Raw genomic sequence first — 15,529 nt, forward strand, 5'->3', positions numbered from 1 at the left:
TTCTTTTTACTGATAATTACCCGGATAAACTTGATTTCCTAAATACAGCGCTTGTCTCAGCCATCTATAAGGAGGATTATTGGCATAGTCATACTCCATATGATATGTACCGATACCTCCAATACGCTTACCACTTGGTAAATCGAGCGTTGCATAATCGAAGATCTGTGTTCCATACAACCCATTAAATTCTCCTCTTATCGAAGTATACGTTCTTTGCCCAGACCAGCTTGCGGCACCGCTCTCCGGATGGATACCTCCGGTTCTCCAGCATTGTTCAAATTCAACCGTAATGATTGTCTTTCTTTCCCAATTCTCCAGATTAGGCTTATTGATCTTATTTATTACAGACTGAGTAGATGTTTCCCAATATGCCTGATAAATATAATGGTCAATCATTTTGGAAGTTTCTGTACTCAACAAATCAGGTTGTCCGTCCATAACCAAAAGTCTTCCGGCAGGACGTAAGCGGTCGCTCATTGTTTTGATGAATACATACATATTCTTGTTCTGATTTGTATTCGGACCTATTTCTGTACGCCTTGCCAATGTACCACTATGACCATAACCCGGTTCATAGTCGATATCAAAACCATCCAGATTATATTTCTCAATAGTATCACAGATTGCATTGGCATAAGCTTTTACACCTTCTTCAAAACTTCCTCCACCTTTCTCGGTCACCCAATATTCATAAGCATCTTTACCCGGAGGCGTCATCTGGTCTCCCAAATCCTGTACAATCCAACAAAGCATAGCTTTACCGCCCTTTACTTCCTGGAAAAACTTTAAATCAGCTTTCTGGTGTTCAGACAGATTACCTCTACAACCCCATAAAGATACCAAGTCTACACTGTCTGGCAACATCTTCAGATAGTTCTGTGCATTAGAACCTCTTCCTGTCCAGTTACCAAACCATCCGAAGCCCTTTACATGAGGAGTATTACGATATTCACGTATCTTACGATAATACTCACGCATAGTAGGAGTCAAATCGGCCTCACTCTGAGCATCTATCAATTCTATATATTTCTCCAATCCTTCTTGGTTAGCATACACTTCTCTTTCCACGTCTGTCCAGTCTGAGCAGCCTGTAAAAGCAACGACAGACAAGCAGATTGCAATATATTTTAATAGCTTCATAATTTTTTCTGTTAAAGATTACACTCTATTACTTTTGTAACGGTCTGTCCGAACGAACCCACCATAACTTGGTTGAACCTTGATCCTCACCGCCCAATAAAGTCGGTACATCTTTCATATTTGGATTTGTACTGTATTCGGTTGCGCCAAAGCGGAAACGTTCAGGTGCAAAACAATCGCCAGAAGCTCCGATACGAGCAGGTGCACTGGTGTCTTCGGGCTTTCCAATAAACGGATAACCTGTACGACGATATTCGGTCCATGCTTCCACTGCATTCGGATAAAGTGCCAGATATTTCTGTGTAATAATCTTCTGTAACTGCTCCTCTTTCTGATTGGAAGTACTGTAATGGTCCCACTTCGGAGATGTATTTCCAGTAATAAGTGGAGAAGTATAAGCCGGATGATGACTCAAGCTGGCAAACCCTAATGGAGATGGCAGCGTTTCTTTTGACAAATACTCACCTGCACCCGTCAAACCATTTTCTGTAAACGACATTTCCACCCCAGCCTCATAATAAGTTTTAGGATCACCGGCCATCAGATTATACAAACAAGCTTCAGCCTTCAGGAACTGCACCTCGGAAGCACGCATCCAATAAAGCGGTGAATTTGAATTCACATTTGGCTTAGAAGCGAAATATGGAGAAGCCGCATTATCATTCCATTGCTTTCCAAAGGAACTTGCCTGTGGTAATCCGTAATAATTTTCTTCTCCATAAAAAGTTCCTTTTTTAAAGTAAACAGCTATACGCGGATCATTATATCCAGTCAAATAAGCCCAGATAGTAGCTCCCATTCTCGTTTCACCATATTCATCTACAGAAGCCAACATAGAGTTTAATAAAGGCATCTTATCAGAGTTCTGGATTTTTGCTTCCTGACTCGCATCTTCAATTACTCCTCCATTCTTTACATCCAATGCTTTGGTAATGTATTCTTGAGCCAATGCATTATCTACAAAATGTACTCGCACAGCCATACGCAACATCAACGAGTTTGCGAACCGTACCCAATTTGCCGGATTACCATTATAAATCACATCATAATCTCCCAGTACCTTTGATGTGGATTTATTAAGAATAGCTACAGCATCTGCCAAATCGGCCATCATTGTTTTATATACCACTTGCTGAGAATCTAATTTAGGAGCAATGTCTCCATTTCCGGCATTGGTATATACAATAGGACCAAACACATCAGTAGCACGGAGCCATCCGGCAATCTTCACAATGTTTGCCAATGCAAGAATTTCTTGGTCGGCAGGCTCTTCTGATCCTTTCAGCTTGCTATAAATTGTATTCCAGGATTGATACATCTTAGAATAAAAATTCTCATAAGCATAATTCATTCGGTTATCCTGAAAATTCCAATTTGCTTCAAGATAACCCGCACCAGCCCAGTTGTTGTTATTTCCAAAATAGCCAATATACGTACCAGAAGAGATAAGATCGGTATTTTGCAAATCATTACCCGGGCCTGTAGTCAATGTAGGAGAACCGATAGGAATTACTTTCTGCTGCATATCCATAAATGAGGTTCCATAAAGCAATGCTCCCAACTCTTCATCACTCACCCCATATATATTGGTATTGATATCTTCATAATCACAAGAAGTTATCAATGCAAGTGAAGCTAATGACAATATATATTTCTTCAATTTCATAATTAATCAGATTTAATTTTTAGAATCCAAACTTCAAACTCATACCATAAGTACGTTGGCTGGGCAACATAAAGTAATCATATCCTTGTCCAAATGTTCCGGTTGATGCTGTCAGTTCCGGATCATAAGGTGCCTTACTATAAATCATCCATAGGTTTGTTCCATATACAGATAAGCTTACATTATTAAATGGTGTGCCCTTAAACCATTTATTCGGGAATGTATATCCTAAGTTTACTTCCTGCAAACGGACATTTGTGGCAGAGTATGTATGATATGCATCCATATCGGCTACTGTCTGATAAAAGTCTCTTGGATTTACGGGAACATTACCCACCATTACATAACCCAAATCACGCGCCATTGCCGATTCTTGAGAAACTCCAAACAGATTCAGTGTAGCCTGTGTTTTGGAAATAACAATACCTCCCAAACGAGCATTAACCAAGAATCCTAAATTAAATCCTTTATAACTGAATGAATTTCTCCATCCTAAATTCCATTTAGAGTTTACACTTCCCAGCTTGTAAGGCTCGGTAGCTTCTGTAGTAAGCGGACTTCCTGGTACATATACTATATATCCGTCCTGGTCACGCTTAATTTGCTGATCGGCATAAACATCTCCGATTTCACCACCTTCGCGCAAGCGGAAACGTCCCATTTTAATATCACTCAAGTCGATACTTTCTCCTGTAACAGGGTTCTTTACATTATGAGGCAATTCAATAATCTTATTTCTATTTGCAGTAGCAGTCACAGAAGTACTATAAGAAAAGTTTCCGAAAGTCTGGTCGTATCCCAATGTCATTTCAATACCTCTGTTTCTTACATTACCGGCCTGTACATACATATAATCGTAACCAGAACCTTTTGAAAGTTCAGCTCTCAACAACTGGTCATAAGTATTCGACTGATATAAAGTAACTCCCAAAGAAACCGTATTGTTGAACCAGCGTGAGTCAATTCCAAGTTCCCAAGAACGGGTACGTTCCGGATGTAAGTCTGATACCGGATAGAATTTAAATGGTTTTACAACTCCTCCTTCTACTTCGTGTGTCAACGTTCCGGGAGTTAACCCTGTTTCCGAAATAGGAGAACCAACCTCTGTATAAGAAGCTCTTACTTTAAAAAATCCCAAAACAGGACGAATGGCATCGCGTGTAGATTCGGGCAGCAACTCTGTAACCAAAGCCGAAACACCTACCGACGGATAAAATATCCATTCTTCAGCAGCGTTAATCAACTGCGATGGATGGTCTGCACGTCCTGTAAGAGTCAAATACAAAGCCGATTTCCAGGACAACTCAGCCGAAGCAAATACAGCTGCATTTCGTGTTCTCAAATTACCTCCAGTCTGACTGGGTACCCCTGTAGTTGGATCTACATTACCGTAAGTAAACAGATTAGGAACAGTCATCAACTGACCACCCCAACCACGGCCTTTCGTATCATATTCTTCAAATGAAGAACCTACGTTGACAGTAGCATGATAAATATCAGCAAATTGTTTATCAAAATTCACCATAATATCAGCGTATTTCTGACGATAGGTTTCGTTTGAATAATTATAGCGTCCTTTAGGTTTTGCAAAAGTACCATTAGTCGACGCATAGCGCTTATCTTCCTTTTCTGTATAGGTGTTATCCATACGCAAACGCCCTGTTACATTCAGGTAGTCTGTAATGTCGTACTTCAGCAACACCGAGAACATATAACGGTCTCTGGTCTCCGGACGAAGATTACGATATGCAATCCAATATGGATTCTGGATACTCATACCCATATCTCCCGGACTCCAATACTGTTCATTATATCCTAATTCCGAGTTATAACGTTCAAAATATTCTTCCTGCTTGAAATCGCTACCGCGAGGATAAAGATAAGTACCTACAATAGGATTGAAGTAAGTACCATACGATACCATGTTGTTATAATACTCGCGTACATAGCTTGCTGAAAAATCTAAAGTCAATTTATCATTAAAGAGCTTCGATGTGTTACGCACCATAAAATTATAACGGTGGTATTTATTATTAGGAACCAAACCTTTTGAATTGACTGCTGCTCCAGAAACGTACGTCTGGTTCTTTTCTGTTCCTGTAGAAAGATTGAAAGACTCAGTAAAAGTTGTTCCCGTATTGAAGAAATCGGCAGGATCATAAGAGGTAGGCTGTTCCAGACGTGCACCCCAAGACATATAGTCTCCTGCTACATTTCCATATACATTCTGGAATTTAGGCATTACGAAAGGATTTGCAAACTCTGCCGATAAAGAAACATTGACACGTGCTTTTCCTTCAGCACCTTTTTTTGTGTTAATGATAATCACACCATTAGCTGCACTGGCACCATACAAAGCCGCAGCAGAAGGACCTGTCAGCACAGAAATGCTTTCAATGTCTTCCGGATTAAAGCTGGAAATACCTTCACCAGAAGTCGAGCCGCCAAAGCCTGTACCGTCTGTCGAATTATCTGAAGCTTTTTTATTTCCAATAGGTACACCGTCTACTACGTATAAAACATTATTGTCGCCATTGATTGATTTGTTACCACGCATTACAACACGAGTCGCACCTCCTACACCCGAAGAGCTCCGCTGGATATTTACACCGGCAACCTTACCATTCAAACTATTGATAAAGTTTGCATCCTTTACAGTAGTAAGAGAAGCATTGTCAACCTTCTGTACATTATAACTCAATGCTTTCTCAGAACGTTTGATACCCAATGCAGTAACTACAACTTCATCGAGTACCTCCGTATCTTCTCTCATGACAATTTTTCCTAAATTTTCCTTTGCAGCCACAGACTGTGTCTTATAACCCACATAAGACAGTTCCAAAACAGCATTCTCTTTCACCTGCAAGGTAAAGTTCCCGTCAAAGTCTGTAATCGTACCGTTAGATGTTCCTTTTTCAAGGATGGTTACTCCTATTAAAGGGTTGTTTTGTGAATCGACTATAACCCCTTTAACCAATACAACTCCTTTTTCTTCATTCACAGAAATTTGGTTCAAGTCTGATAGTTTTTCTAAAGAAGCCCAGATAATATTTCCTCTCGAAAATATTAATAGAAATGATAATAGTAAAATCTTGCTTAGTCTCATAGATAAGGTATTAAAATATTAGTTAGACGACTTTTTACTAAAAGTCTAAACGATGAGATAGAGGGATAAGTTTTTTAATTAATCCATAGGCGTAAAAGATTTTAAGGTTAGTTTTTTTTATACATTTAACACAAACAAAAGAGAAAACATCTTTTCAACGGTAATAAATAAACATTTTTCACTATTTATCAATAAACATACCGTTTTCTTGCATTCAAGAAATCAGAAAAGATTACAGTTCTTCATAAATTCATAAAAACAAACAAAATATTCCCTAAAAAGTTTAGCACAAAATGCATTTTAACATATTTTATGTTACAATTTCAAACATAACTATCTATTTGATTCACAACACAAATTATCACTTTTTACCTATATAATATAAATATAGGCTACAAATTTAAAGTATAACTTCTCAATGAGAACTATACATTTCTGTAATTGACGGCGTTGGCTATACAACCGACGTCGTTGGCTATAAAACCAACACCGCCGGATGGGCAATCAGCGTCGCCGATTATACCCCGTGACTTTTCGCAACAGATAATGATACCACTACCTCTCTTTGTTTCCAATCTATATTCCAATGCGAAGAAAGCCTCTATCCAATCCGGTGAAAAGTAACTGTCCCTCAAACAGGGGTACTTCAAATTCACACTCTTATGATTTTACCGAATAGCAATAAATCAAAATGAAAAACACTAATAAACAGTTGACTGACTGAGGGGAAATTCGTATTTTTGCATTATCAAATTGAAATTACGTAATTTAATCAAGATGAATCAAGAATTCGAGCTGATCGCCAAAACCTTCCAAGGATTAGAAGAGGTTCTGGCACAAGAACTCACAGAGTTAGGAGCAAGTAACATTGAAATCGGACGTCGTATGGTCTCTTTCACAGGAGACAAGGCTATGATGTACAAGGCAAATTTCCATCTTCGTACAGCCATTCGCATCCTGAAACCTATCAAACATTTTACAGCAAAAACCGCCGACGAGGTGTATGATGCAGTAAAAAGCATTGCGTGGGAAGAGTATCTGGACAACATGAGCAGTTTTGCTGTAGATGCTGTCGTTTTTTCCAACGAATTCCGCCACTCCAAATTTGTGGCATACAAGGTAAAAGATGCGATTGTTGACTACTTCCGCGAAAAAACAGGAAACCGTCCGTCTGTACGCATCAGCAATCCTGATTTATCAATTAATATTCATGTGGCAGAAGACCGCTGTACTCTGTCATTAGACAGTTCGGGCGAATCGTTGCACCGCCGCGGCTATCGTCAGGAACAGGTAGAAGCACCTCTGAATGAGGTATTGGCTGCCGGTATGATTCTGATGACCGGATGGAGAGGGGAATGCGACCTGATTGATCCGATGTGTGGCTCGGGAACAATTCCTATTGAAGCTGCTTTGATTGCCCGCAATATCGCTCCGGGTGTATTCCGTAAGGAATTCGGCTTTGAAAAATGGAAAGACTACGACCAGGAGTTGTTCGACTCTATCTATAACGACGATTCGCAGGAACGTGAATTTACTCACAAAATCTATGGATACGATAACAATCCAAAGGCTAACGAAATAGCAATTCACAACGTAAAGGCAGCAGGAGTAAGCAAGGATGTAGTGCTGAGAATACAGCCTTTCCAACAATTCGAACAGCCAAAGGAAAAGAGTATCATCATCACCAACCCGCCTTATGGAGAACGTATTTCTTCGGAAGACTTGCTGGGATTGTACCGAATGATAGGCGAGCGTCTGAAACATGCATTCAGCGGCAACGACGCATGGATTTTGAGCTACCGCGACGAATGTTTCGACCAGATTGGCTTGAAGCCCTCTGTAAAAATACCTCTTTTCAACGGAGCACTGGAATGCCAATTCCGTAAGTATCAGTTGTTCGACGGTAAGTACAAAGCTTTCCGCAGCGAAAACAGCGACAAGGAGTTCAAGCCCAAGCGCGAAGAAAGAGAAGCACGTCCTCGCAGAAGAAGTGAAAAGGTGACTTATAAAGACAGCCGGAAACCTTCTTTCAAAGGAAGCAGAAGCAATGTCTCTTCACGTCCTTCGACTGATGACGGAAGACCTAAACAGGCTCCTGCACCACGCTATATCCATAGCCGTAAAAAAAACGATGACAATAGATCGGAACGATAACTCATTTATTCAAACAAAAGAATGAAACGTTTATTTCAATTCATATTCTTACTGTGTATGGCAGCAAGCACAATCACCGCTCAAGAAAAGAAAGCATATACACTGGAAGATGTTATTCCCGGAGGAAGTAATTATTTCAACCTGACTCCAAAGAATATGTCTGGTCTTCAATGGTGGGGAGATGTATGTGTACGCACAGAGGTAGAGGAAATTCTGTCTGTCAATACAAAAAGCGGAAAAACAAGCACACTGGTGACGTTAAAGGAAATTAATGATGCGCTTCAGCAAAACGAAACGACAAAAGAGTTCAAGCCTTTGCGTACACTCACTTCGGCTTCTCTTCCTTATGCCGGCCGTAAAGAAGTGGTTTTCCGTCATAATCACCACATGATTGGCTATGATTTTGCAACTAAGCAGATTACTCTTTGCCTTAACTTGAATGAACGGGCTGCCAACTTTGACTTCTGCAAGGAAAATAGCAGCGTAGCTTATACTGTAGGAAACGATTTGTATGTTTCTGCTCCACAGAAAGGCAACAAGCCTATCAATCCAATATTGGCTATCTGCCCCAACGAAAACGGCTACGCATCCGGACCCAGTATCGTATACGGACAAAGTGTACACCGCAACGAGTTTGGCATCATGAAGGGTACTTTCTGGAGTCCGAAAGGAAACTATCTGGCTTTCTACCGCATGGATCAGACCATGGTAACCGATTATCCGCAAGTCAACACTTCTACCCGTATTGCCACATTGGAGCCTGACAAATATCCAATGGCAGGGATGACAAGTCACAAAGTCACTGTAGGAGTATATGACATGCGTAGCGAAAAGACCGTTTATCTGCAGGCAGGCGATCCTACCGACCGTTATTTTACCAACATCAGTTGGGCGCCCGATGAAAAGACGGTTTATGTCATCGAATTGAACCGCGACCAGAATCATGCACAACTGGTAAGCTACGATGTTGCCAGTGGAAAGAAGCTGGAAGTATTGTACGAAGAAAAACATCCGAAGTACGTAGAACCTCAGCACCCTTTGATATTCCTGCCTTGGGATCAGTCTAAATTCATCTATCAGAGCCAGCGTGATGGTTTCAACCATCTGTATCTGATGGATACTCAGACTAAAATGTATGGAGATACCCAACAGGGCAAGGATGGAGAGAGTACTTACAATGAGTACAGAAAAACTACTCCTCTGACCGAAGGCAACTGGCTGGTACAGGATGTATTGGGCTTCAATACAGACAAGAAAGAAATTATCATCGGAAGCACGGAAATTTCTCCTTTGCAGACTAACATTTTCAGCCTGAACGTGAAGAACGGAAAACGTACACTCATTGGAGCAGAAGATGGTATGCACCGTGCACAGCTGTCTGCCAGCGGTACTTACGTTATCGATAACTTTACATCTGCTTCTGTACCCCGTATTGTAAGCATCCTGCCTACCAACGGCAAGAAAGGTGTTGAACTGTTTACTGCAACCGACCCGATGATTGAAGGCTATAAACTACCTGAAATCACTATCGGAACCATCAAGGCTGCAGACGGGGAAACTGACTTGTACTATCGCCTGATTAAGCCAGTAGACTTTGACCCGAACAAGAAATATCCTGCCATTATCTATGTATATGGTGGCCCACATGCACAAATGATTCACAACACCCGTTTCTATGATGCACGCGGATGGGATCTTTATATGGCACAGCAAGGCTATGTAATGCTTACAGTAGATAGCAGAGGAAGCGATAATCGTGGTATCAAGTTCGAAAACTGTACTTTCCGTCAGTTGGGTACTGAAGAAATGAAAGACCAGGTAGAAGGTGCCAAGTTCCTGCAGTCACTGCCTTACGTAGATGGAAACAAAATTGGAGTACACGGCTGGAGTTTCGGAGGTTTCATGACCACCAATCTGATGCTGACTTATCCCGACCTGTTCAAGGTAGGAGTAGCCGGTGGACCGGTAATCGACTGGCAGTTCTACGAGGTAATGTACGGAGAACGTTATATGGACACTCCACAGACAAATCCAGAAGGATATAAAGAAGCTAATCTTCGAAATAAAGCCGGCAATCTGAAAGGACGCTTGCAAATCATCATTGGAGGAACAGATCCTACTTGTGTACCTCAGCACAGTTATACATTCCTTCGTGCCTGCATCGAAGCTGGTACTCATCCCGATTTCTTTGTTTATCCGGAAGACGGACACAACATGATGGGAAGAGACCGTGTTCATCTGCACGAACATATTACACGCTATTTTAATGACTTTCTGAAATAACTCTAAAACAGATATACAAATGAAACTTTTACTTTTAGGTTCAGGTGGACGTGAGCATGCCTTGGCTTGGAAAATAGCTCAGAGTCCGAAGATTGACAAATTATATATTGCACCCGGAAATGCCGGTACACGCGAAGTAGGCGAAAACGTAGCTATTAAAGCCGACGATTTTGATGCTATCAAACAGTTTGTGGTAGAAAACCACATCGACATGGTAGTGGTAGGTCCGGAAGATCCATTGGTAAAAGGAGTATACGATTTCTTCAAAAACGATGAAGCTTTGGCACACATCCCAGTTATCGGTCCGTCGAAAGCAGGTGCTGTACTCGAAGGAAGTAAAGAATTTGCCAAAGGTTTCATGCAGCGTCATCATATCCCGACAGCAGGTTATAAAAGCATCACTGCCGACAACATAGAAGAAGGCCTTGCTTTCCTTGAAACTCTGGAAGCACCTTACGTACTGAAGGCAGACGGTTTGTGTGCAGGAAAAGGTGTACTGATACTTCCTACTTTGGAAGAAGCCAAGAAAGAGCTGAAAGAAATGTTGGGTGGAATGTTCGGCAATGCATCAGCTACAGTTGTTATCGAGGAGTTCTTGAGCGGTATTGAATGCTCTGTCTTTGTTCTGACCGACGGAAAGAACTATAAAATCTTGCCCGAAGCAAAAGACTACAAACGTATCGGCGAAGGCGACAAAGGTCTGAACACCGGTGGTATGGGTTCTGTATCTCCTGTTCCATTTGCAGATGCAGCATGGATGAAGAAAGTAGAAGACCGCATCATCCGTCCTACAGTAGAAGGACTGGCAGCCGAAGGAATCGACTACAAAGGTTTCATCTTCTTCGGATTGATTAATGTGAAAGGTGAACCGATGGTCATTGAATACAATGTACGTATGGGCGACCCCGAAACAGAAAGTGTCATGCTCCGAATCAAGAGCGACCTTGTTGACTTATTCGAAGGAGTAGCAACCGGTACATTGAATGAAAAGACTCTTGAAATTGATTCTCGCTCAGCAGTATGCGTAATGCTTGTATCAGGTGGTTATCCGGAAGCATACGAAAAAGGATTCCCTATTACAGGCATCGAAGAAGCAAAAGCTGGAGGAAGCATTGTATTCCATGCCGGTACAGCTGTAAAAGACGGTCAGATTGTAACATCAGGAGGACGTGTCATTGCAGTCAGCTCATACGGAGCAGACAAAGCCGAAGCATTGGCACAATCGTTTACCAATGCCGGAAAGATTTCATTCGAAAAGAAATATTTCCGCTCAGACATCGGATTTGACTTATAATGATATCTGCACGAGATACACTTCAATATCAAATAGCCACCGGAAGACTGACTCTTCCTGTGGCTATTCTTCTCTCTCTGCTCACAGGCGGAATACTGTGTCAGAGCTGGACTCATGTGCTCTCTTTAGTCATAGGAGTACTGATTACCGGTCTGATGATAGAGATGAACACCACATTTGCCTTGATACGCACCCGTTCTACTCTTCCTCCGGCTCTATTTCTGATTACTTTCTTTCTTTGTCCGTTTCTTTATTCATACTCTGCCGAAAGCTGGTTTCCCTTACTCTTTGCAGGGATGCTCAGTTCTCTGTTCCGCAGCTATGAATCAAGATACAATTCATCGTCCATTTTCCATGCCTTTCTGTTAATCGGTATTGGAAGCTGGATACTCCCTTCATGCCTGTTCTTTGTTCCCTTCCTTTACCTGCACATGATAGGACTACGGTCTCTCAGCCCGCGGACTTTCTTTGCCGGTATGGTGGGCTTGAGTTTGCCTTACTGGTTTATGCTTTGCTACGGTACTTACAATGGAGAACCGGATTTTATCCTGACTCCCTTTCGCCAACTCGGTCAGGATTGGATACCCGATTATTCCACACTCACACTCTCCCAATGCATTTCATGGGGAGTCTTTTTCCTGTTGGCAGTAATAAGCAGTACACAGAATTTTCAGGTATCACGACAGGATAAGGTACAGACACGCATTATGATACAATCTCTGCGGTTTACCGGAATAGAAGTCATGCTTCTCATGCTCTGGCAGCCTCAGCACTTCAATGCTCTGTTTCCTATTCTTATCATGATAGGAGCCATCATGCACGGACATCTGTTTGCCCTTCTGTTCAATAGGTTTATACGATATTATTTCCTCTGTATGCTTCTTCTCACCCTTTTTGCCGGAATATTCAATATATGGATGCATTTCTTCAATTCATGATAGACTGGGGCTATTGGGGCATGTTTGTTTCAGCCTTTTTAGCCGGAACTATTCTTCCTTTCAGCTCGGAAGCCGTACTGCTGGCCTGCATCGGACTGGGACTGGACCCAATCTGGTCTACTTTGGCTACTACAGCCGGCAATGCATTGGGAGGTCTTACCTGCTATTGGATCGGACACCTCGGAAAAATGGAATGGATAGAGAAGTATTTCAGAGTAGACAAAAAGCAACTGGACAAAGCCACCCGATTTATTCATGGAAGGGGCTCATGGATTGCTGTTTTCTCCTTCCTCCCTGTCATCGGGGATGCCATTCTCATTGTTTTAGGACTGATGAAAGCCAATTTATACATCGTGGCTCTCTCAATGACTTTCGGTAAGCTGGCACGTTATGCTTTACTGGTAGCAGCCACCATCGGAGCATTCAAGTTCTTTCACTTTTAACAATCCAAACTTTAAAACATATCCCCCATGATACAACCCGAACAAACTGCAGACGGAAGCTATACACTATTCGTTCCGGAAATGGACGAACATTACCACTCCGTAAAAGGCGCACGCACCGAGTCGGAACATATCTTTATTCAGATGGGCTTACAACATGTCACAGTACCGGCTCCCCGTGTACTTGAGATAGGTTTTGGTACCGGTCTGAATGCCTTCCTTACCTTACTCGAAGCAGAACGTACCCATCGTCCGGTCTGTTTCACCACCATCGAACTCTATCCGGTACCGGAAGAAACTTTGCAGTTGCTCGGATATCCCGAACAGATTGCTCCTTCCCGTGCCGCCGAGTATGAAGCCTTGCATCGTGCCGAATGGAATAAACCGGTATCCATAACCCCATGGTTTACCCTCCACAAGATACAAGGCGATTTCACCCAGTTCCCATTTACAGGAGAATACGATGTCATTTATTTCGATGCTTTTGCTCCCGACAAACAGCCGGAAATGTGGCATCCTTCCCTCTTCGAAAGTTTATATCGCATCACAGCCCCGGGAGGTGTACTGACTACCTATTGTGCCAAAGGCTCCGTACGCCGCATGCTTCAAAGTGCAGGCTATACCGTAGAACGCCTGCCTGGTCCTCCGGGAGGAAAACGTGAAATACTTCGTGCTACCCGATAAGCTATTCGGGAAGATTACGATAAATAAAGGAAATCACTTTCCGGTGATTTCCTTTATTTGTTGTATCTTTGTTTTTCACACAAAGATTTACTTTTTATGAAACAATATACCATTCTGTTCATCAGCATGCTCCTCCTGATGTCGTGTCACAGACAGCCACAAGCCGGAGAGCGCCCTATACTGACCGTCACATTAGAGCCCCTGCGTTACTTCACCGAAGCAATAGCCGGTGAACACTTCAAGGTAGTAAGTATGGTTCCTGATGGCAGCAGTCCCGAGACCTACGATCCCACTCCCCAGCAGATGGTTGCACTCTCACAAAGTACTGCCTATCTCCGCATCGGCTACATCGGGTTCGAACAAAACTGGATAGATAAACTGCAAGGCAATTCTCCCGAACTGCCTTTCTTCGATATGTCTGCAGGTATCGACCTGATACGTGAAGAATCTAAAATGCACGGCGACCACATTCACGAAGGAGGAGTCGAGCCTCATATCTGGAATTCTTGCCGCAATGCCCGTCTGATTGCACAAAACATCTGCCAAACCCTCTGCCAACTGGATTCTATTCATACAGACTACTACTGGAACCGACTGGATAGTCTGAATCTTGTCATAGATAATACCGAACATGAAGTACGCAATTATCTGAGCCATGCAGACAGTACTTTCCTGATTTATCATCCGGCACTTTCTTATTTTGCCCGCGATTACGGACTCACCCAAATCAGCATTGAAGAAGGGGGAAAAGAACCCTCTCCGGCTCATCTGAAAACACTCATCGAACAAAGCGGACATAAAAAAGCCCGCATCATCTTCGTACAGCAAGAATTCGATACCCGTAATGCCGAACTCATTGCCAGGGAAGCTCAATTGCAGATTGTCCCTATCAATCCGCTGAGTTACCATTGGAATGAAGAAATGAAAAATGTGGCACGTGCCTTACAGCAACCCTAAACGCATTTGTACACGCATGAAAAAAACACCTTTGATACAACTAAGCGATATTTCGGCCGGCTACGACCGGAAAACCGTACTCGATCATATCGACCTCACCGTATACGAACAAGATTTCTTAGGCGTTATCGGTCCCAACGGAGGTGGAAAAACCACTCTGATAAAAGTGATATTAGGACTTCTCTCTCCCACTTCGGGACAAATCCGCTTCTTCCGAAACGGAACAGAAGTACCGGAAATCAGCATGGGATATCTCCCTCAATACAATGCCATCGACAAGAAATTCCCCATCTCGGTCTACGAAGTCGTTTTGTCCGGTCTGAACCGTCAGAAGTCACTCCTACACCCTTTCAGTCGTGAACAGCACGAACAAGTGCAACACGTCATTGCCCAAATGGGACTGGAAGGACTAGAGAAACGTGCCATCGGACAATTAAGCGGCGGACAATTGCAACGTGCTCTATTAGGCCGGGCTTTGGTATCCGACCCGCAAGTCGTCATTTTAGACGAACCCAATACTTACATCGACAAACGTTTTGAGGCCAAGCTCTACTCTTTACTTGAAGAAATAAACCGTGAGCGTGCCATCATTCTGGTCAGTCACGACATAGGAACCGTGCTGCAAAACGTAAAGAGTATTGCCTGTGTAAACGGTAACCTGCATTACCACCCCGACACCGAAGTACCGACAGAATGGCTGGAAGAACATTTCGGATGCCCCATCGAACTCGTAGGTCACGGCAATCTTCCCCATCGGGTATTGAAATCGCATAATCATACACACAACGGTTAAGCAACCCTTAAAACCGTATTTTATCCTCTTAAAATTAGGACATTTACTCAAATTACCGTATCTTGCAG

Annotated in this window: 11 protein-coding genes; 8 read left to right on the plus strand and 3 right to left on the minus strand. The window is 42.5% G+C overall.

The features are described from left to right. Positions 1-6 precede the first annotated feature (6 nt). Genes O6P32_RS11785 through O6P32_RS11795 form a run of 3 tightly spaced genes read right to left on the minus strand, consistent with a single transcriptional unit; the run spans position 7 to position 5,915 of the window. The gene (locus O6P32_RS11785) at positions 7-1,143 is read right to left on the minus strand and encodes an endo-beta-N-acetylglucosaminidase family protein (RefSeq protein ID WP_178265428.1); all 1,137 of its coding nucleotides are present in this window, start codon (positions 1,141-1,143) and stop codon (positions 7-9) included. Positions 1,144-1,171: 28 nt separating this feature from the next. After that, the gene (locus O6P32_RS11790) at positions 1,172-2,809 is read right to left on the minus strand and encodes a SusD/RagB family nutrient-binding outer membrane lipoprotein (RefSeq protein WP_178265427.1); all 1,638 of its coding nucleotides are present in this window, start codon (positions 2,807-2,809) and stop codon (positions 1,172-1,174) included. A 19-nt stretch (positions 2,810-2,828) separates the two neighbouring features. Beyond that, positions 2,829-5,915: a SusC/RagA family TonB-linked outer membrane protein gene (locus O6P32_RS11795; protein ID WP_178265426.1), complete on the minus strand. Its 3,087-nt coding sequence runs from the start codon at positions 5,913-5,915 to the stop codon at positions 2,829-2,831. 777 nt (positions 5,916-6,692) lie between these two features. On the opposite strand from O6P32_RS11795, the gene O6P32_RS11800 reads away from it, so the two are divergent. From O6P32_RS11800 to O6P32_RS11835, 8 genes are all read left to right on the plus strand, one after another. After that, positions 6,693-8,069 carry a THUMP domain-containing class I SAM-dependent RNA methyltransferase gene (locus O6P32_RS11800; RefSeq protein WP_269878697.1) on the plus strand — a complete coding sequence of 459 codons (1,377 nt, stop codon included), beginning with the start codon at positions 6,693-6,695 and terminating at the stop codon, positions 8,067-8,069. A gap of 21 nt (positions 8,070-8,090) precedes the next feature. Beyond that, on the plus strand, positions 8,091-10,352 hold the full coding sequence (locus O6P32_RS11805; RefSeq protein WP_269878699.1) for a S9 family peptidase: 2,262 nt from the start codon (positions 8,091-8,093) through the stop codon (positions 10,350-10,352). A 19-nt stretch (positions 10,353-10,371) separates the two neighbouring features. Next, positions 10,372-11,646, plus strand: a complete 1,275-nt coding sequence (gene purD / locus O6P32_RS11810) for a phosphoribosylamine--glycine ligase (RefSeq protein WP_269878701.1) — start codon at positions 10,372-10,374, stop codon at positions 11,644-11,646. Beyond that, positions 11,646-12,584, plus strand: a complete 939-nt coding sequence (locus tag O6P32_RS11815) for a hypothetical protein (RefSeq protein ID WP_269878702.1) — start codon at positions 11,646-11,648, stop codon at positions 12,582-12,584. The genes purD and O6P32_RS11815 overlap by 1 nt, the downstream gene beginning before the upstream one ends. Next, on the plus strand, positions 12,560-13,027 hold the full coding sequence (locus tag O6P32_RS11820; protein ID WP_269878703.1) for a YqaA family protein: 468 nt from the start codon (positions 12,560-12,562) through the stop codon (positions 13,025-13,027). Before O6P32_RS11815 ends, O6P32_RS11820 begins: the two co-directional genes overlap by 25 nt. A gap of 30 nt (positions 13,028-13,057) precedes the next feature. Continuing rightward, positions 13,058-13,711, plus strand: coding sequence for a tRNA (5-methylaminomethyl-2-thiouridine)(34)-methyltransferase MnmD (gene mnmD, locus O6P32_RS11825; RefSeq protein WP_178265432.1), 654 nt, complete (start codon positions 13,058-13,060; stop codon positions 13,709-13,711). Between the two features lie 96 nt (positions 13,712-13,807). Next, positions 13,808-14,668 (plus strand): metal ABC transporter solute-binding protein, Zn/Mn family, encoded by an 861-nt coding sequence (locus tag O6P32_RS11830; RefSeq protein WP_408636070.1) that lies wholly within the window; start codon positions 13,808-13,810, stop codon positions 14,666-14,668. A 16-nt stretch (positions 14,669-14,684) separates the two neighbouring features. Beyond that, positions 14,685-15,461, plus strand: a complete 777-nt coding sequence (locus O6P32_RS11835; RefSeq protein ID WP_269878704.1) for a metal ABC transporter ATP-binding protein — start codon at positions 14,685-14,687, stop codon at positions 15,459-15,461. Positions 15,462-15,529 lie beyond the last annotated feature (68 nt).

It is taken from the genome of Phocaeicola acetigenes, assembly GCF_027529745.1.
In the GTDB taxonomy this organism is placed as follows: domain Bacteria; phylum Bacteroidota; class Bacteroidia; order Bacteroidales; family Bacteroidaceae; genus Phocaeicola; species Phocaeicola acetigenes.

Bases quoted from the DNA above. Each gene is read 5' to 3' on its own strand.
- O6P32_RS11800 (WP_269878697.1), top strand. From the start codon at position 6,693: ATGAATCAAGAATTCGAGCTGATCGCCAAAACCTTCCAAGGATTAGAA.
- O6P32_RS11830 (WP_408636070.1), top strand. From the start codon at position 13,808: ATGAAACAATATACCATTCTGTTCATCAGCATGCTCCTCCTGATGTCG.
- O6P32_RS11790 (WP_178265427.1), bottom strand. From the start codon at position 2,809: ATGAAATTGAAGAAATATATATTGTCATTAGCTTCACTTGCATTGATA.
- O6P32_RS11795 (WP_178265426.1), bottom strand. From the start codon at position 5,915: ATGAGACTAAGCAAGATTTTACTATTATCATTTCTATTAATATTTTCG.
- O6P32_RS11820 (WP_269878703.1), top strand. From the start codon at position 12,560: ATGGATGCATTTCTTCAATTCATGATAGACTGGGGCTATTGGGGCATG.
- O6P32_RS11785 (WP_178265428.1), bottom strand. From the start codon at position 1,143: ATGAAGCTATTAAAATATATTGCAATCTGCTTGTCTGTCGTTGCTTTT.
- O6P32_RS11815 (WP_269878702.1), top strand. From the start codon at position 11,646: ATGATATCTGCACGAGATACACTTCAATATCAAATAGCCACCGGAAGA.
- O6P32_RS11835 (WP_269878704.1), top strand. From the start codon at position 14,685: ATGAAAAAAACACCTTTGATACAACTAAGCGATATTTCGGCCGGCTAC.
- O6P32_RS11805 (WP_269878699.1), top strand. From the start codon at position 8,091: ATGAAACGTTTATTTCAATTCATATTCTTACTGTGTATGGCAGCAAGC.
- purD (WP_269878701.1), top strand. From the start codon at position 10,372: ATGAAACTTTTACTTTTAGGTTCAGGTGGACGTGAGCATGCCTTGGCT.